Origin of the sequence: Streptomyces sp. MMBL 11-1 (genome assembly GCF_028622875.1) — a bacterium.
GTDB lineage: Bacteria > Actinomycetota > Actinomycetes > Streptomycetales > Streptomycetaceae > Streptomyces.
The window spans coordinates 7,596,704-7,613,920 of record NZ_CP117709.1 but is presented as its reverse complement, the minus strand read 5'-3'; the positions used below and the strand labels follow the sequence as shown (position 1 = coordinate 7,613,920).

Annotated in this window: 17 protein-coding genes; 6 read left to right on the top strand and 11 right to left on the bottom strand. The window is 72.6% G+C overall.

The features are described 5' to 3' along the window. The first annotated feature begins 1,354 nt into the window (after positions 1-1,354). Both PSQ21_RS33605 and PSQ21_RS33600 read left to right on the top strand, forming a co-directional pair. Positions 1,355-2,119: a bestrophin-like domain gene (locus tag PSQ21_RS33605; protein ID WP_047180050.1), complete on the top strand. Its 765-nt coding sequence runs from the start codon at positions 1,355-1,357 to the stop codon at positions 2,117-2,119. Between the two features lie 183 nt (positions 2,120-2,302). Next, the gene (locus PSQ21_RS33600; protein ID WP_274035145.1) at positions 2,303-2,860 is read left to right on the top strand and encodes a hypothetical protein; all 558 of its coding nucleotides are present in this window, start codon (positions 2,303-2,305) and stop codon (positions 2,858-2,860) included. Positions 2,861-2,951: 91 nt separating this feature from the next. Here the strand turns inward: PSQ21_RS33600 and PSQ21_RS33595 are convergent, their stop codons facing one another. Next, positions 2,952-3,434, bottom strand: coding sequence for a hypothetical protein (locus PSQ21_RS33595; RefSeq protein WP_097868952.1), 483 nt, complete (start codon positions 3,432-3,434; stop codon positions 2,952-2,954). 325 nt (positions 3,435-3,759) lie between these two features. Here PSQ21_RS33595 and PSQ21_RS33590 point away from each other — a divergent pair, with 325 nt between their 5' ends. After that, positions 3,760-4,422, top strand: a complete 663-nt coding sequence (locus tag PSQ21_RS33590; protein ID WP_274035144.1) for a class F sortase — start codon at positions 3,760-3,762, stop codon at positions 4,420-4,422. A gap of 88 nt (positions 4,423-4,510) precedes the next feature. On the opposite strand, the gene PSQ21_RS33585 is transcribed toward PSQ21_RS33590, so the two are convergent. Beyond that, positions 4,511-5,362, bottom strand: a complete 852-nt coding sequence (locus PSQ21_RS33585; protein ID WP_274035143.1) for a polysaccharide deacetylase family protein — start codon at positions 5,360-5,362, stop codon at positions 4,511-4,513. Positions 5,363-5,514: 152 nt separating this feature from the next. On the opposite strand from PSQ21_RS33585, the gene PSQ21_RS33580 reads away from it, so the two are divergent. Next, positions 5,515-5,976 carry a universal stress protein gene (locus tag PSQ21_RS33580; protein WP_274035142.1) on the top strand — a complete coding sequence of 154 codons (462 nt, stop codon included), beginning with the start codon at positions 5,515-5,517 and terminating at the stop codon, positions 5,974-5,976. A gap of 7 nt (positions 5,977-5,983) precedes the next feature. Here the strand turns inward: PSQ21_RS33580 and PSQ21_RS33575 are convergent, their stop codons facing one another. After that, positions 5,984-7,180 carry a CapA family protein gene (locus PSQ21_RS33575; RefSeq protein ID WP_274035141.1) on the bottom strand — a complete coding sequence of 399 codons (1,197 nt, stop codon included), beginning with the start codon at positions 7,178-7,180 and terminating at the stop codon, positions 5,984-5,986. 268 nt (positions 7,181-7,448) lie between these two features. On the opposite strand from PSQ21_RS33575, the gene PSQ21_RS33570 reads away from it, so the two are divergent. Next, positions 7,449-8,021, top strand: a complete 573-nt coding sequence (locus tag PSQ21_RS33570) for a sigma-70 family RNA polymerase sigma factor (RefSeq protein ID WP_274035140.1) — start codon at positions 7,449-7,451, stop codon at positions 8,019-8,021. Here PSQ21_RS33570 and PSQ21_RS33565 read toward each other — a convergent pair. Further along, positions 7,955-8,152: a zf-HC2 domain-containing protein gene (locus PSQ21_RS33565; RefSeq protein ID WP_097936591.1), complete on the bottom strand. Its 198-nt coding sequence runs from the start codon at positions 8,150-8,152 to the stop codon at positions 7,955-7,957. The genes PSQ21_RS33570 and PSQ21_RS33565 overlap by 67 nt on opposite strands. Positions 8,153-8,264: 112 nt before the next feature. Between PSQ21_RS33565 and PSQ21_RS33560 the strand changes: the two genes are divergently transcribed. After that, positions 8,265-8,780 (top strand): hypothetical protein, encoded by a 516-nt coding sequence (locus tag PSQ21_RS33560; RefSeq protein WP_274035139.1) that lies wholly within the window; start codon positions 8,265-8,267, stop codon positions 8,778-8,780. A 9-nt stretch (positions 8,781-8,789) separates the two neighbouring features. Here PSQ21_RS33560 and PSQ21_RS33555 read toward each other — a convergent pair whose 3' ends face one another. The 7 genes from PSQ21_RS33555 to PSQ21_RS33525 all read right to left on the bottom strand — a co-directional run bounded on the left by PSQ21_RS33555 (position 8,790) and on the right by PSQ21_RS33525 (position 17,215). Further along, complete coding sequence (locus PSQ21_RS33555; protein WP_274035138.1) at positions 8,790-9,980, bottom strand: sensor histidine kinase; 1,191 nt, start codon at positions 9,978-9,980, stop codon at positions 8,790-8,792. Then, entirely contained in the window at positions 9,977-11,482 is a 1,506-nt protein-coding gene (locus tag PSQ21_RS33550) for a sodium/solute symporter (RefSeq protein WP_274035137.1), read from the bottom strand. The genes PSQ21_RS33555 and PSQ21_RS33550 overlap by 4 nt, the downstream gene beginning before the upstream one ends. After that, positions 11,479-11,841, bottom strand: a complete 363-nt coding sequence (locus PSQ21_RS33545; protein ID WP_274035136.1) for a hypothetical protein — start codon at positions 11,839-11,841, stop codon at positions 11,479-11,481. Before PSQ21_RS33545 ends, PSQ21_RS33550 begins: the two co-directional genes overlap by 4 nt. A gap of 87 nt (positions 11,842-11,928) precedes the next feature. Continuing rightward, complete coding sequence (locus PSQ21_RS33540) at positions 11,929-12,681, bottom strand: LytR/AlgR family response regulator transcription factor (protein ID WP_274035134.1); 753 nt, start codon at positions 12,679-12,681, stop codon at positions 11,929-11,931. A 79-nt stretch (positions 12,682-12,760) separates the two neighbouring features. Next, positions 12,761-13,621, bottom strand: a complete 861-nt coding sequence (locus PSQ21_RS33535) for an Fpg/Nei family DNA glycosylase (protein WP_274035133.1) — start codon at positions 13,619-13,621, stop codon at positions 12,761-12,763. Positions 13,622-13,657: 36 nt separating this feature from the next. Continuing rightward, complete coding sequence (locus PSQ21_RS33530; protein WP_274035132.1) at positions 13,658-15,025, bottom strand: wax ester/triacylglycerol synthase family O-acyltransferase; 1,368 nt, start codon at positions 15,023-15,025, stop codon at positions 13,658-13,660. Between the two features lie 126 nt (positions 15,026-15,151). Then, positions 15,152-17,215 carry a SpoIIE family protein phosphatase gene (locus PSQ21_RS33525; RefSeq protein WP_274035131.1) on the bottom strand — a complete coding sequence of 688 codons (2,064 nt, stop codon included), beginning with the start codon at positions 17,213-17,215 and terminating at the stop codon, positions 15,152-15,154. Positions 17,216-17,217: the final 2 nt, after the last annotated feature.

The window sequence follows — 17,217 nt, the reverse complement described above, 5'->3', positions numbered from 1 at the left end:
TTCCTGGGCCGTATTCGACCGGGACCGATTACCGGGAAGCGCCGACGAGTTCGGAATCGGGGGAAACGGCATACCGGGTGCCGCCGCCCTTGTCCGTTGTGGTCGCCGGGCTTGGCGTCGCCCGCGCAGGTGTGGAGGGGGCGGCAGTCGATGGTCCGCTGCTCGACCCCGGCCGGGCGGTCGAAGGTGACGGATCCCTACTTCGTCACACCATCCACCGCGTTTTTGGCCATGGGGGCCATAACCGGCCACTTCTTGAGGTAGTCGCCCGTGCACCCGGTCTTCATCGGCCAGCCGCTTCCTCGGTGAAGCGGTAAACCGTCAGATCGCGGCTGTCCACCACGAGGTCACCGAGTTCCGGATTCTTGCGGACCGAAAACCCTGCGGCATCGGCCGGTTCGCCCGCGCCCGCGCTCTCGGCGCTCTTCGTCGACTTCTTCCCGCCGGGGCCGCGGCGAACCGGATGCCGCCCGCCCGCTGCCGGTTGACCTGGTCATGGGCGGTGCCCTTCGCGTACCGGTGCTTCGGGCGGGTTCGTGGTGTCCCTGTCGAGCCGGCAGAGCGTGCGGCACACGCTGCCGACGAGTGCCTCCCCGGGCTTCTCGCTCTGCTGGGCGGTGAGTTGGCCGGCTTCCTTCGGTTGTCGGCGGGATCGCGTTCGAAAGAAGGCCGAGGAGAGCGGGGCGGGCCGGGGAACGGGGCGTAAACACGAACGGCCCATTATTCGCACGATCAGGCGAATCACCCACGGGTACCGCGTGTTCCCCGCCGGCGTGGATCATGCTCCCGGTCGTGTACGGATCACGCATCGCGCGGCTCACGGCAACCGCCGCCCTTCTCTGGCTGACAGCCGCACCGCTGCCCGCGACAGCCGACAGTTGCGCGGTTGCCACGATCGGGCAGGGCGACGGCGGTTCCTCGGTCGCCGTGGCGGGGAACGGGGGCTGCGTCGCGGTCTCCGAGCCGAAGCCACCGCCACCGCCGAAACCGCCACCTCCTCCCCCGCCACCGGTGGTCGCGGAGCCGCCTCCGCCTCCTCCACCGCCACCGCCACCGCCACCGGTGATCGCGGAACCGCCTCCGCCTCCTCCACCGCCTCCTCCGCCACCGCCGAAACCGTCCCCGCCGCCGGCGCCCGCACCCCCGCCGAAGCCCTCGACCTCACCGAGCCCCCCGGAGCGGACCGAGCCACCGCGCCCCCGGCCCGTCGCGCTGCCGGCGTACCGCAAACCCACCCGCCAGCAGCCGCGGAGCGGGCCGTCACTGGTGTCCCTGACGCTGCTCATCACCGCCCCGGCGGTGTTCGCCGTTGCCGTGCTGCGACCGCGATCGTCCCGCTGACCAGGAGAGATGCATGTCCGAATGGCTCGTACTGAGCATTGCCATGGCCTCCGCCTGCGCGGTCGTCCTCACCATCGCCGTCCTGAACAACCGGCGGATCGGGGATGACGACGACCCGTCCGAGACGCCCGACGTCATCGAGTACATGACGATGATGATCGGCGTGGTCTACGCGATCGTCCTGGGGCTCGCCATCGCCGGTGTGTGGGAGGGGCGCAGCGCCGCCCAGGAGTCCGTACGCATCGAGGCCCAGGCGCTGCACGAGGTGCAGGCGCGGGCCTCCGTCTATCCGGCGGAGGTCCGCGATCGCATCCGGGCGGACGTCGACGCCTATGTCAGTCATGTGGTGCACGACGAGTGGAAGGTGATGTCCGAACACAACACCCTCACCGAGCGCGGCACACAGTTGCTGGACAAGGTCCGGGCGGACGTCACCGACTACGTGCCCACGACCGATCACGAGGGGCAGGCCTACCAGCCGCTGGTCGACCAGGTAGCGGCGGCGGACGACGCGCGCAGCACACGCGGGCAGAACGCCGGCGCGACGATGCCGGGGGTGGTCTGGTTCGGGCTGATCATCGGGGCGCTGGTGACCGTGGGGCTCATCTTCACCCTCCAGATCCGCAGAACGTTCCGCGAACTGCTCCTGGCGGGCCTGTTCAGCGCGCTGATCGCCTTCCTGCTCTTCCTGATCTGGGACTTCGACGCACCCTTCGGCCGGGGCATCTCGGCCACCGCGGATCCGTTCCTCGACATGTTCCCGGGGGCCGCCCGCTGAGTCCGCGCCCCCGGCCCGCGAGCCGGTCGGTGAGCCGGGCGGGGGACACCGCTGACCCATTCGCCGGACCCCGATCGCGGGCCGGGGGGACCGCTCCTAGCGTGTCGGGCATCGAGGTGCATTTTTCCTGCTATGTGGAAATTGGTTCCGCAGCTGCCCCTCGGGGATCCCGGAGGATCAACCATGCGCGCGATACGTGTCGCACCGCTCGCCCTGCTGGGCGCCAGTGCCCTGACGCTGCTGGCCCCGTCCGCCGCCCACGCCGCGCCGGACGGGGCGACCAGCACGTTCAATCCGACGATCACCCCATCGGTCATCGCACCGGGCGGCCGGGTCACCCTCGGCGCCGGCGGCTGCACGGGCGAGACGACCGTCACGTCGGGCATCTTCGACACCACCACCATCCCGAGTGGCTCCACGACGGCCACCGCCACCATCGACGCGGACGCCCGCCGAGGGGCCGTGTACGCGGTGACGTTCGCGTGCGGCTCCACCGGCACCTCGCGGAACGTCAACCTGACGATCACCGGCGGTGCCACGAGCACCCCCACCCCGAGGCCCACCACCGTTCCGACCGCCAGTTCGACCGTCCTCGTGCCGGGCGGCGTGCGCGGCGGGCTCGGCGGCAGCTCCGGCACCACCGACACGGTGGAGGTCGCCGCCGGAGCCGCCCTGGTGGCCGTGGCGGCCTCGGGCGCCCTCTACTTCGCGCGCCGCCGCAACTCCGACCGCCGCCACTGATCGCGAACATGCGGCGCACGGCAGTCGCCCCGGGTCCTGGTCCAGGACTCGGGGCGACGGGCGTATCGGGCCGGGCGGGAGGTTCGACGCCTTAGAACGCCGCATGGCTCGGCCGCCGGCGCCGGACGAGGAAGACCGCGCCGCCGACGGCCGCCGCGGCCACCAGACCGCCGCCGACCTGCATCTCCACGGAGCTCGGACCCATCGAGCCGCCGAGCCCGCCCTGCGCGCCGTTTCCGGCGAGCACGGTGAACTTGTGCGTCGCGATCCGGTCGTTGTCACTGCACTTCACGGAGAGGTGGTACTGGCCCGGCGTGGTGTTGTTCCGGACCCGGGCATGGGCGTAGTTGGTGCCGTCACCCGACGAGAGGGTGGTCGTCGGGAACGCGTTCGACCAGACCTTGCCGCCGTGGCCGCAGCCCTGTGCGGTGATCTTGAGCGTGCCACCCTGGTGGACGGAGTGCGGATTGACGGCGACGTTGACCGGGCCGTTGGTGGCGGCGGCCATGGGGGCCGCCAGCCCGACGGCCGCGAAGGCGGTCGCGGTGACCGCGAGAGCGCGTGAGACACGCATCGTGTGAACCTCCAGCGGGAAACGCCCCGAGGGCTTGTCCCCCGGGCTGGATCGACGAGAACGCCTCCCATGACGAACACTCACCAGCGGATCGGCTGCTCGCACTTCGGCGTTGCTCCACCACGGTGACGCGACACGCCGTACGAAAACCCCCGAACCTGACGGAGTCGCAGGTCACGGGCCGTCAGAACTTTTATCTGCTCATTACTCCGATGGGCAGCCATCCGGAGGGGCCCCGGTCCCGCCGCCACCCGTTCGCCTCTCTCCGATCGCCGCCCGGACACGGCCCCCTTAACGTTCACAGCGTCGCGACGAAGGGAGAGCCATGGGCCGGGACTACGCTGGCGCCGAGCGGACCAGACGTGTGCCCTGGGGTGCGGTCGCCCTGGTGCTGCTCAGCGGCCTCGCCCTCATGCGCAACGGCACGGAGTTCGGGGAGGCCGGCCCCCCGCAGCCCGCGGCGGCCGCCTCCCTGGACCTGGGCAAGGACACCGCGGGGCCGCCGGTGGAGGGTGAGCCGGTCCAGCCGCTGCCGTACGCCCCGGCCTCCCGGGTGAAGATCTCGTCCATCGACGTCGACGCCCCGGTCATCGACGTCAATCTGGACGCCAACGGGTGGATCGACGCCCCGCCCGCCGAGGACCCCAACCTCGCCGGCTGGTACCAGAACGGCATCGCCCCCGGCCAGAGCGGCACCGCCGTGGTCGTCGGTCACGTCGACAACATGTCCGGGCCCGCGGTCTTCTACGGTCTCGGCTCGCTCCAGAAGGGGCACCGGGTCGAGGTCGCCCGCTACGACGGCCGGGTCGGGATCTTCGAGGTCTACGGGGTGGAGGTCTTCTCCAAGAACGACTTCCCGGGCCCCCGGGTCTACGGCGACACCGGCCACGCGGAGCTGCGCGTCATCACCTGCGGCGGGGGTTACTCCAAGGCGGGCGGCTACGACGGCAACGTGGTGGTCTTCGCCAGGCTCGTCGACACCCGCTGACAGCGGCGCACCGCGTACGAACGTGCCCCCGGCGGCCCGGGTGGGCCGAGCCGGGGGCACCGTCGTGCGCGGTGCCGCGTTCCGCCGCTCAGATGCGGCGCGGCACCGTGAGGCGGTAGCCGGAGTCCAGCAGCCGGGGAAGGTAGCGGCGCAGGGCCGCGACGCTCTGCGAGCGGTCGCCGCCCGCGTCGTGCGAGAGGACGACGACGCCGGGCGCCGCTCCGCCGAGCACCCGGCGGACGATCGTGCCGACGCCCGGCGTCTTCCAGTCGAGCGTGTCCACGGTCCAGGCCATGGGCTCCATGCCCAACGCGGCACCGATCTCGAAGGAGTTGCGGTTCCACGCGCCGTAGGGCGCGCGGTACCAGAGCGGCGGGGCGCCGAGCGTCCGGTCCACCACCTCGCTGGTGCGCCCCAGTTCGTCGCGGATCGCGGGGCGGGAGAGCTTCGGGATCAGCGGGTGGGACCAGGTGTGGTTGCCCACCACATGCCCGTCGTCGGCCATCTCGCGCAGCAGGTCCGGGTTGCCGTCGGCCATCTCTCCGCAGACGAAGAACATCGCGCGGACCCGGTACTCGCGCAGGGTGGCCAGAATGTCCGGGGTGTAGAGCGGATCGGGGCCGTCGTCGAAGCTCAGGACCATCGAGTGACCGATCTCGGGGAGATGCTCGAAGGGCCGGACGCGCACGGGCGGCCTGGCCGGTCTGAACCGGGGTGGCGTGTTGGCGGTCATGGGTTCGAGCCGGTACGGGGAGGGCCGGCCCCGGACGTGTCCCGGGGGGCCCGCGGCCCCGGCGGGCGGGGTGTCCGCGGCGTGTGCGGGGCGGCTGGGCGTCGACGCCGGATCGGCGGCGATCAGGTGCACGGCGGTGGCGGTTCCGAGGCCGAGGGCAAACCTCAGCAGGGTGCGGCGCCCGGGTCCGGTGTGATCACTTCTCATGGCCAACTGCTCGCACGGCCCGACGTCCGCTCCGCCCGCCGACACCGAGCTTCAACCGTTTTGTACCCGATCGAAGCAGTATGCCCGTTTTAGTCCGGGCTGGTCGGCGGCCCGGGCCCGTCTCACCAGGACGAGCCGATAGCCTCGGAGCCGTGACAGAGCAGCAGCCTCACCAGTTCGAACGCGGTACCGACGGCCCCAAGGTGATCGTCGCGGGGCTCGACGGCTCCGATTCGTCGATGCGCGCGGCGGCCTACGCCGCCGGACTGGCCCGCCGGCAGAACGCCATGCTGGCCCTGGTGTACGTCCAGCCGGTCATGACGGCGGGCGCGGCACTGGGCGTGCCGGTGGGCGACACCACGGGGGAGGTCGCGGAGGACCTGGTCTCCGAGATCCGCGCGGCGGCCGAGCGCTTCAGCGACGCGGGCAACCTGCGCTGGGAGTTCCACACCTTCCGGGGCGACCCCTACAGCGGGCTGGTGACGGCGGCCGGCGAGCTGAAGGCGGACGCGGTGGTGGTCGGGACCTCGGAGTCGGCCGGGCACCGCTTCATCGGTTCGGTCGCGGTGCGGCTGGTGAAGGCGGGGCTCTGGCCGGTCACCGTGGTGCCGTAGAGGGCGTTCACCTGCCCATGAGGAGCCCGTCGCTCTCCGCCCCCCGGCCGAGGACCACGGCGCGGATGCGGTCGCGGACCGCGCGGAGGTGCTCGGCCCCGTCGTCGAGGGAGGCGTTGAGGTTGACGGCGCGCCCCGTGACGGTGTCGTACCACTGCGGGACGAACTCCGCCTTCTTCACCGTCCAGCGCTCGCCGGGTTTCGCGGGCGGCGCGAAGGTGAAGCGGCCCATCGAGCTCTGGTTGCCCCGCGGGTCCTGGACACCCTCGTAGTTGATCATCGCGCCGGCGATCTGGTCGCCCATGCCGTAGACCACCCAGGTCCCGTTGACCTTCTCGTAGGCCTGCGGCACATGGGCGTGCGTGCCGATGATCAGATCAAGGTCGGGGCGGCCCCCGTCGGCGGACGCGGTGAGCCGCCGGGCCAGCTCCAGCTGCTGCGCGTCGGGCTCGTCCTGCCATTCGGTGCCCCAGTGGGCGGAGAGGACGACGACGTCGGCACCGGCCCGCCGGGCCGCCCTGGCCTCCTCGATGATGCGGCGCTCGTCGGTCACGTTGACCGTCCAGGGCCGGTCGGCGGGGACCGGGATGTCGTTGGTGCCGTAGGTGTACGCGAGGTGGGCGACCTTGGCCGCGCCCTTCCCCGGCCCGGCGGGCAGGATCGTGGGCCGGGCGGCCTCGGCGGCGGTGCGGGCGGAGCCGGCGTGCCGGATGCCCGCCCTGTCCAGGGCTCCGAGCGTGCGCCGGACCCCCTCGGCCCCGTCGTCGAGGGTGTGGTTGGAGGCGGTGGAGCAGGAGTCGAACCCGGTGGTGCGCAGGGCGGCGGCGACCTCGGGCGGCGACTTGAAGCTCGGATAGCCGGTGTACGGGCCACCTTCCTTGCCGTACACCGTCTCCATGTGGCAGAACGCCAGGTCCGCGCCGGAGACGACCGGGGCGACACCCGCCAGCATCGGGGCGAAGTCGTAGCCCTGGCCGCCCGCGTCGACAGCCGCCCGGTCGATCACGGAGGAGTGCGGCAGTACGTCGCCGGCGGCGAGAAGCGTGAAGGGGCGGGGGCCCTCGGCGTGCTGGCCGCCGGCGCCCCGGGCGGCAGGCGGTCCGCTCGGCGCGGGGGCCGTGGGCTGCTGCCCGGTGCAGCCGGTGGCCGCGGCGAGCAGGAGGGCGAGGGCGGCCACCGTGCCCGGTCGGATGCGCTGCGTCATCTGCTCGGCTCCATGTTCGGATGATTACGACCATCCGACTACATATATCTTCATACCGCGTAAGCAAGGAGCAGTGCCGCATACCTAGCTGAACTGGTCGTACCGCCCGACCCCGACGGCCCCTCGACCGTTCACCGCACCATTCGCCGCACTGAGCGACCGCTCGTCGCACGCCTCCGCGCACCGCCTGTTTTCACGCGGCCGAATGCGTTCGTATACGCCAAGTCGGCAGCGAGGCCGTCAGGGGCCGCGGCGGGAGAGGGCGTTCATGAGGACCACCACGACGACCGACGAGCGGACCCTCGTCGAGTTGCAGCGGGAGCACGGCCCCGCCCTGTTCCACTTCCTCCTCGGCCTGACCTTCGGCGACCGGCAGCGGGCCGAGGACCTGGTGCAGGAGACCCTGGTCCGTGCCTGGCAGCACCCCGAGGCCTTCGACGCGCCCTACGACTCGATGCGGCCGTGGCTGTTCACCGTGGGCCGCCGCCTCGCCATCGACGCGCGGCGCTCCCGCCAGGCCCGCCCCGTCGAGGTCAGCGACACGGTGCTGGAGAGCACCCCGGACGCCCTGGACGCCACGGACCGCGCCGTCCGCGCCCTGGACGTCCGCGAGGCGGTCCGCACCCTCAGCCCCGAGCACCGCGCGGTGCTGGTGCAGATCTACTTCCGCGGGCTGAGCGTCGGCGAGACGGCCGAGGCGCTCGGCATCCCCGCGGGGACCGTCAAGTCCCGCTCGTACTACGCGCTGCGGGTCCTCGCGCGGACGCTGCCCGGCTACTCCCTCAAATCCTCCGCCCGGAGCAGCGCCAGCAGGGCGGAGGCCTCGGCCACCTCCACGTAGACCCGGGCGCAGCCGTCGCAGCCCTGGACATGGCGGGCGACCCGGCAGGTCTCCTCGGCGTCCAGGGCGTCCAGGACGTACGCGCCCAGCAGCAGCCGCACATGCGGGTCGTCGCCGGGGTCGGCACTCATTCGCAGCCTCGCATCTCCTGGGCGATCCTCCCCTTCTGCCCACGCGGGGCGCCCGTCCCCGGTTCAATGCTGCGGGAAGCCCGGCACCGAGCAAGGAAAGAGGCGAGACGGGATGCGTCCCGAGGACATGGATGGGACCGGTGGGAACGGGCTCCGGGTACCGATGACCTGGCTGTCCACCGAGTACATCGCCGACGAGCTGCTACGGACCGGCGAGCTGATGGAGCCGACGACCCTGGAGTTCCGGGCGGGGCGCGACGCCCTCGCGCTGACGATGTTCCTGTGCGGATTGACCCGCGACGTTCCCTCTGCCGGGGCCCTGCCCGAACCGCGGGTCGACGAACTGCGGGTGCTCACGGCGTACGAGTGCAGCTGGCGCGCCTGGATCTGCGAGCGGCTGGCGGAGGCGGGAGGGAACACCGAGCCCGGCGACCCCGATCTGGCGCTGGCGCGGGCGGCCTGGCGCTGGCTGGAGGAGACCGAACTGCTCGCGGCGGACCTGGACGCGATCGGCCCCGCTCCGTGGGACGCCGGGGCCGGCCCGGCGGGCGACCAGGAGGTCCGTGTCTGGACCCCCGCCTGGCAGCTGGGGCTGCCGCTGGGGCATCTGGCCGTCCATCTGTGCTGAGCCTCCGCTTCAGGAACCGTGCACCCCGGCGCGGTACTTGGGCAGCCGCAGCGTGATCTTCATGCCGGCCCCGACCCCGGTCTCGATGACCAGGCCGTAGTCGTCGCCGTAGACCTGACGCAGCCGCTCGTCCACGTTGAGCAGACCGATACCGGTGGAGGCGCCGCCCTCGCCGCGCAGGATCTGCCGCAGCCGTTCGGGGTCCATGCCGGTTCCGTCGTCCTCGATGACCACCTCGGCCTCCGAGCCGGCGTCCAGGGCGCTGATGGTGATGCGGCTGCGGGTGACCGCCCCTTCGAGGCCGTGCTTGACGGCGTTCTCCACCAGCGGCTGGAGGCACAGGAACGGCAGCGCCACCGGCAGCACCTCGGGGGCGACCTGGAGCGTCACGGCGAGGCGCTCGCCGAAGCGGGCGCGGACGAGGGCCAGATACTGGTCGATGGAGTGCAGTTCGTCCGCCAGGGTGGTGAACTCCCCGTGCCTGCGGAACGAGTAGCGGGTGAAGTCGGCGAATTCCAGCAGCAGTTCGCGGGCCTGCTCGGGGTCGGTGCGGACGAACGAGGCGATCGCGGCCAGCGAGTTGAAGATGAAGTGCGGGGAGATCTGCGCCCGCAGGGCCTTGATCTCGGCCTCGATCAGCTGCGTACGGGAGCGGTCCAGCTCGGCCAGTTCCAGCTGGACGCAGACCCAGCGCGCCACCTCCCCCGCGGCCCGGGCCAGCACCGCCGATTCGCGCGGGGCGTAGGCGACGAGCGCGCCCAGGACCCGGTTGTCGACGGTGAGCGGGACGGCGACGGCCCAGCGCAGCGGGCAGTCGAGGTCGGCGCAGCCACTGTCGAAGGCGGTACGGCGGCCGTTGTCCAGGAGCGCCCGCAGGTGCTCCTGGACGTCCTTGCCGTGGTGGTGCCCGGTGCCGTCCCAGACCAGCACCCGGTCCCGGTCGGTGAGGCAGAGGGCGTCGGTGCCGAGGAGGGAGCGCAGCCGGCGGGCGGCGCGCCGGGCGCTCTCCTCGGTGAGTCCGGCCCGCAGCGGCGGGGCGGCCAGCGACGCGGTGTGCAGGGTCTCGAACGTGGCGTGCTCGACGGGCGTGCCGACATCGCTGGGGCGCAGCGGCCGGGCGGTTCGGCGGCCCAGCAGGTACCCGGTGCCGAGCAGCAGCGTGGCCAGGACGAGGAGAACGGCGATCGCGGCCCCGGTCATCGTTCCCGCCCCGCGGCGGACCGTGCCGAGGAGAGGGCCTCGGGGAGGTGGAAGCGGGTCATGGCGGCATTGGTGCCCGGGGGTATCCGCCCCGGCGTGGCGAGCGAGACGAGGATCATCGCGAGGAACCCCACGGGAACGGACCAGACGGCGGGCCAGGCGAGCAGGGCGTGCGGCCACCCCGGCGGGCGTACGGCTCCGCTGACGGTGATGGCCACCGCGACGAGAGCGGAGCCGCCGCCCAGCAGGAGCCCCGCGACGGCCCCGGGCGGGGTGAGCCGCCGCCACCAGATGCCGAGGATGAGCAGGGGGCAGAAGGAGGAGGCGGAGACGGCGAAGGCCATGCCCACCGCGTCGGCCACCGGCACCCGGCTCACCAGCAGGGAACCGGCGAGCGGTACGGCGATGGCGAGGACGGTGGCGAGCCGGAAGTGGCGTACCCCGCGCGAGGGCAGGACGTCCTGGGTGATGACTCCGGCGACGGCCATGGTGAGCCCGGAGGCGGTGGACAGGAACGCGGCGAACGCCCCGCCGGCGATCAACGCCCCGAGGAGGTCGCCGCCCAGTCCGCCGATGAGACGGGCGGGGAGCAGCAGGACGGCGGCGTCCGCGTCTCCCCCGTACCGCAGTTCGGGCGTGTAGAGCCGGCCGAGCGCGCCGTAGATCGGCGGGAGCAGATAGAAGAAGCCGACCAGGGCGAGGACGGCGACGGTGGTGCGGCGGGCGTCGCGGCCGTTCGGGCTGGTGTAGAAGCGGACGACGACATGGGGCAGGCCCATGGTGCCGAGGAAGGTCGCCACGATCAGCCCGTAGGTGGCGTACAGCGGATGGTCGGCACGGAAGACGGTGAGCTGGTCGTCGAAGCTGACCCGGGGCCGGCCGTCGCCCTGCCAGGCGAGCACGAGAAAGAGGGCGGGGACAAGGAGGGCGGTGAGCTTGAGCCAGTACTGGAAGACCTGGACGAAGGTGATGGAGCGCATGCCGCCCGCGGCGACGGCGGCGGTCACGACGGTGGCGACGAGGACGTCGCCGAGCCAGCCCGGAGCGCCCGTGAGGATCTTGAGGGTGAGCCCGGCGCCCTGGAGCTGCGGCACGAGGTAGAGCCAGCCCGCGCCGACCACGAGCGCGCTGACCAGGCGGCGGACCTGCCGCGATTCGAGCCGTCCCTCGGCGAAGTCCGGCAGGGTGTACGCCCCCGAGCGGCGCAGCGGGGCGGCGACGAAGACCAGGAGCACCAGGTATCCGGCGGTGTAGCCGACCGGGTACCAGAGCATGTCGGGTCCGTGGACGAGGACGAGACCGGCAACGCCGAGGAAGGAGGCGGCGGAGAGGTATTCGCCGCTGATCGCGGCGGCGTTGAGGCGGGGCCGTACGGTGCGCGAGGCCACGTAGAAGTCGGAGGTCGTCCGGGAGATGCGCAGGCCGAATCCGCCGACGAGGACGGTGGCGAGGACGACGAGGGCGACCGCCACCCAGGACGCCAGGTGATCGGGGGTGCTCACGGGGCGGGGCGGCCCTCCACCAGTCGGGCGAAGTCGCGTTCGTTGCGCTCGGCCCGGCGGACGTACCACCAGGCGGCCAGGGTGAGCGGCGGATAGGTGGCGAAGCCGAGCACCGTCCAGACAAGGGCGGAGCTGTTCAGGGCTGCGAAGAGCAGCGGCAGGGTCCCCGCGACGAGCGCGAGGACGACGAAGACGGTGAGCCCGGCGCGCAGTTGACCGCGCATCAGCGAGCGCACGTATGCGCCGCCGAGGGCGGTCTGCTCGTCGATCTCCGACTGGGTGCGGTAACGGGGCAGCGGGCGCACCCGCCGCGGCTCCCCCGTGACCACTTCTCGCCGGGGCGGTGGCTCTGCGGACATGGGCTCGGAGTGTAGGCGGCGGCGGGCCGTACTGGGAAGGGTTCGGAGAAGGACTCCCCAGGTCAGCGGCGGGCCTCACGCCTTGCTTCAGCGGCCGCCCTGGCGCATCAGGAGGTCGCGCAGGGCGCGGGCGTGGCGGCGGCTGACGGCCAGCTCGGCCTCCCCGACGCGCACGCTCATGCTGCCCGCGTCCAGGCGCAGTTCGTCGATCCTGCCGAGCGCCACGAGGTGGCGGCGGTGGATCCGGACGAAGCCGCGGGAGCGCCAGCGCTCCTCCAGGGTGGTGAGCGGGATACGCACGAGGTGGCTGCCGGTGGCGGTGTGCAGGCGGGCGTAGTCGCCCTGCGCCTCGGCGTACTCGATCTCGTCGATGGGGATGAAGCGGGTGACGCCGCCCAGTTCGACCGGTATCTGGTCGCCCGCGCTGTCGTGGACCGGTGCGGACCGGTCCCCCACCTGCTCGGCGACCCGGCGGACGGCTTCGGCGAGGCGTTCGCGGCGGACCGGTTTCAGGACGTAGTCGACGGCCTTGAGGTCGAAGGCGTGGACGGCGAAGCCCTCGTGCGCGGTGACGAAGACGATGAGCGGGGGCGCGGCGAATCCGGCGAGGAGCTGGGCGACGTCGAGTCCGGTGAGACCGGCCATGTGGATGTCGAGGAAGACCACGTCGATCGCGGACGGATCATCGGGGCCCGCGTCCACGGCGCCGCCGATGCGGCGCAGTGCCTCGGTCGCACCGGTGGCGCCCTCGGCGCTGCGGACACGAGGGTCGGCGCGCAGGAGGTAGAGGAGTTCCTCCAGGGCGGGTTGTTCGTCGTCGACGGCGAGTACGCGCAGCATGAGGCCGGAGTTTAGGGGATCCGTCCCGTGCCCCCCAGAGGTCTCGGGACCGGTGGCCCGGGGGAAACCGGGCCGGTGGTCACTTCAGGAACTTGGAGAGCCTGCGGTCCGCGAGCGGCTTCCCGCCGGTCTGGCAGGTGGGGCAGTACTGGAGCGAGGAGTCGCTGAAGGAGACCTCCAGGATGGTGTCCCCACAGACCGGGCAGGTCTCCCCGGTACGCCCGTGGACCCGCATCCCGGTCTTCTTCTCGGCCTTGAGCTTCCCTGCCTCCACCCCGCTGGAGCGGGCGACGGCGTCCTCGAGTGTGGTGCGCAGCGCGGTGTACAGGCGGGTGACGTCGTCCTCGTCGAGGTCGGCGGTGCGTTTGAACGGGGACATCTTCGCGACGTGCAGGATCTCGTCGCTGTAGGCGTTGCCGATGCCCGCGATGAGCGACTGGTCGCGCAGCGCGCCCTTGATCTGACGGCGTTCCCCGGCGAGCAGCGCGGTGAACGCGGCGCGGTCGAAGGCGTCGGCGAGGGGGTCCGGGCCGAGGCGGGCGATTCCGGGGACGTCCTGGGGGTCGTGGACGAGGTGGACCGAGAGGCGTTTCCTGGTGCCCATCTCGGTGAGGTCGAAGCCGTCGCCGTCGACGGTCGTCAGGCGGAGCGCGTGGGGCCCCTTGCCGGGGCGGGGCGGGGTGGCCGGGAAGGAGTCCTTCCAGCGGAGCCAGCCGGCCCGGGCGAGGTGGGTGCACAGGTGGAGGCCGCCCGCCTCGATGTCGAGGAACTTGCCGTGGCGGGCGACCGAGGTGACAGCCGCGCCTTCCAGGGCGGTGAGCGGCGGCTCGAACGTCTTCAGGACACTGATCGCCAGCGGGATGACGCGGGCGATCTCCTTGCCGACCAGGTGGTCGTCGAGGAAGACCCGCAGGGCTTCGACTTCGGGCAGTTCGGGCATGGCTCCAGACTGCCCCAGTGGCTGGACGGCTGCCTGTCAGGACACCGGTGAGCGGTCCGTGCCGGTGATGACGGCGTACAGCTCCGTGAACTCCTCCTCGACCGCGGCGGCGAGCCGGTCGAGGTCGGGCAGCGCCTTGCCGTCGGCCACCAGCCCCACGTGCACCCGGCCGCCGTAGGTGGAGAGGGCCACCGCGAGGGCCTGGCCCCGGGCCAGCGGCGCCATGGGGTAGAGGGCGGTCAGCGGGCAGCCGCCCAGCGAGAGCGCGGAGCGGGGCAGCGGCACGCTGGTGACCAGCACGTCGAAGAGCACACGGGCGACGTTGGCCGCCAGCGGTGCGCCGAACCGGCTGGCCAGCGGCGGCAGTTGGTCGGCCAGTACGGCGACGGCCCCGGCGCCCTTCAGCGGTCCGGCCGCCTTGTTGCGGTCCATCGCCGTCCGGACCGCCCGGAGCCGCTCGCGCGGGTCGGCCGCGGTGACCGGCAGGCCGAGCAGATAGGCGGAGAGCCGGTTGCCGGTGGCGGAGGCGCCCCCGGGCCTGCGGCGGGAGACGGGGACCAGGGCGCGCGGGTCGGCGGCGGGAAGCTGCTCGCCGCGCCCGGCCATCCAGCGGCGCAGCGCACCGGCGACGACGGCGAGGAGGACGTCGTTGGCGGTGCCGCCCTCGGCCCGTCGGATCCGCTGGAGGTCCCCGGCGTCGAGGTCGGCGGTGGCCAGGCGGCGGGTGCCGCTGGAGGGGGCGGTGAAGGCGGTCGTGGAGCGCAGGTCGAGGCGGCCGGCGCGGACGACGGAGGCCCCCACGCCGAGCGCCCGGCCGACCTCTCCGATCCGGCCGAGAGCCATGCCCGCCATCTCGCGGGGGTCGGGCAGCCAGGAGCGGGGCGGGACGGCGGGGCGGCCCCGGGCAGCGGTGCGGGCGCTGGTGACGGCGGCGATCTCGTCGAAGATCCCGGCTCCGATGGCGACCGCCCGCATCCCGTCGGCCAGGGCGTGGTGCAGCTTGACCAGGACGGCGAAGGGCCCGCCCGCCGCGCCGCCGATGAGGTACATCCGCCAGGGCGGCAGCCCGCGCCCGAGCGGTCGCTCCATCAGTTCGGCGGCCAGCCGCCCGGCCCCGGCCATGAAGTCGCCGTCCTCCACGGCCGCATGGCTGACGTGCCGGTGCACGTCGAAGTCCTTGTCGACCGTCCAGGCCTTGCCGCCGACCGGCAGCAGGACGTCCCGTACGCACATGCGCAGCCGGGGAATCGCGGCTGCGCGGGTGCCGAGCAGGTCGAGGATCCGCTCCGGGCCCGCGCCGGGCGCCGGTGCGAAGACGGCGAGCGCGCCGAGGTGCATCGGATGGGCGTCCGATTCGAGGTGCCAGAAAGCGAGATCGAGCGGGGCGAGAAGCTCGGTACCCAACGGAGGGCCTCATGTCGTCGAAGGCGGCAGGGCCGGGGTGCGGCCGGTCTCTCCGCAGTCAATCCTTTGCGGTCGGTTACGGTCAAGCACAGACATGTTACGTACTGTTACGTCGCGGTGCGGTGCTCAGCGGGCCGGAATGAGGAATTCGCACCACACGCATTTGCCGCTGCCCCGGGACTCCACTCCCCAGACGTCGGCCAGCCGGTCGACCAGCATCAGTCCGCGCCCGGACACCCCCGACTCCCCCGCGTCGCGGCGTCTGGGCAGTGCGCTGGAGCGGTCCTCGACGTCGACGCGCAGCCGTCGCTCGGTTCCGGCGAGTACCCGGATCGTCACGACGGCACCGCCGTCGGTGTGCATGAGCGCGTTGGTGATCAGTTCGTCGGCCGCGAGCTCGATCTCGTCGGCCCGGTCCTTGGCTCCCCAGGCCCGGACCGCTGCCCGGATCATGTGGCGGGACGAACTCAGCGCCTCGGGGTCGTTCTGGGCGACGTGCTGCTGGAGCCGGCCGCCCGGCTGCGGGGCGTGCGCGGCCCGGCGGCGCAGCAGCAGGAGGGCGACGTCGTCCTGGCCGCCGCGCTCGTCGACGGCCTCGCAGAGCTGGTCGGCGAGGTTCTGGAGGTCCCGGGGGCCGTTGGTGACGAGGGCGGTGAGCAGTTGCATGCCCTCGTCGAGGTCGGAGCCCGGCAGTTCGACGAGGCCGTCGGTGAAAAGGATCATCGTCTGGCCGGGGTCCAGCTCGACCGTGCCGACCGGGTACTCCAGCCGGCCGAACTCCGCCGAGAGGCCGAGCGGCAGGCCGCCCTCGGACGGCATCCTGCGGCAGCTCCCGTCCACGTCCCGTACCAGCGGGTCGACATGTCCGGCGCGGACCACCTGGACGACGCCGGTGGTGAGGTCGACCTCGGCGTAGGTACAGGTGGCGAAGCGGTCCGTGTCCAGCTCGTGGAGGAAGACGGAGGCGCGCGCCATGACCGTGGCGGGGCTGTGCCCCTCGGCCGCGTACGCGCGCAGGACGATCCTGAGCTGCCCCATGACGGCGGCGGCGTGGGTGTCGTGCCCCTGGACGTCCCCGATGACGGCGCCGACCCGGCCGCCGGGCAGCGGGATCAGGTCGTACCAGTCGCCGCCGATGTCGCGGCCGAGGCGGGCCGAGCGGTAGCGGACGGCGACCTGCGCCCCGGGCACGGCCGGGATCCGGCGCGGCAGCATCGCCTGCTGCAGCCCCTCGGCGAGGTCGTGCTCCTGTTCGTAGAGCATCGCGCGCTGGAGGCTCTGGGCGATCGAGGTGCCGAGCGCCATCAGCAGATTGCGTTCGTCGGCGGTGAAGCCCCCCTTGTCCCGGTAGAGGAGGCCGAGTGCTCCGATCGGCCGGGCCTGCGCGATCAGCGGCATGTAGGCGGCGGAGGTGATCCCGAGGTGGCTGATGCCGGGCCAGAGGATCGGGTAGGAGGCGGCGAAGTCGTCGGCGGACTCGATGAAGCGGGGGGTCAGGGTGCGCACCACTTCGCTCATCGGGTACGGCTCGTCCACCCGGGTGTACCGGGTACCGGGGATGTACGCGCCTTCGGGGCCGTCGGCCACGAGGTGGATGCGGCCGGACTCCAGCAGACCCATGACGAGACTGGTGGCCCCGAGGTGGGCGAGCCCCTGGGAGTTCTTGAGGACGGCGATGACGTCCTTGACGGTACGGGCGTGGGCCAGCGCGGCGGTGGTGCCCTCGACCAGGCTGGTGCGCTGGCGGCGCTCCCCGTCCAGCTCGCGCCGGGCCGCGGAGTCGGCCAGTTCCTGGGTGGCGTCGCGGACGATCCCGATGATGCGGCGCGGGCGGCCGGTCCCGTCCCGGCGCACGAAGCCCTGGGTGTGCGTCCAGCGCAGCGTGCCGTCCCGCCGCTGGATGCGGAAGTACGCGCCGTAGTCGGTACGCCCGCTCTTCAGCGCGTGCGAGACCATTCCGTCCAGACGCTGGGCCTCGTCCGTCGGCACGCGCGGTGCCAGCGAGGCCGGCCGGCCGTCGTACTCGTCCGCGGTCAGGTCGAACACGTCGAGGGCGGCCTGGTCCATGTGCATGAGGCCGGTGTCGAGATCCCAGTCGAAGCTGCCCATACGGTTCAGGGCGAGGCTGAGGTCCGGGTGGGCGGGCCAGTCTTCGGGGAGTGACAGGGCACCCGCTACCCGATCATCCATGT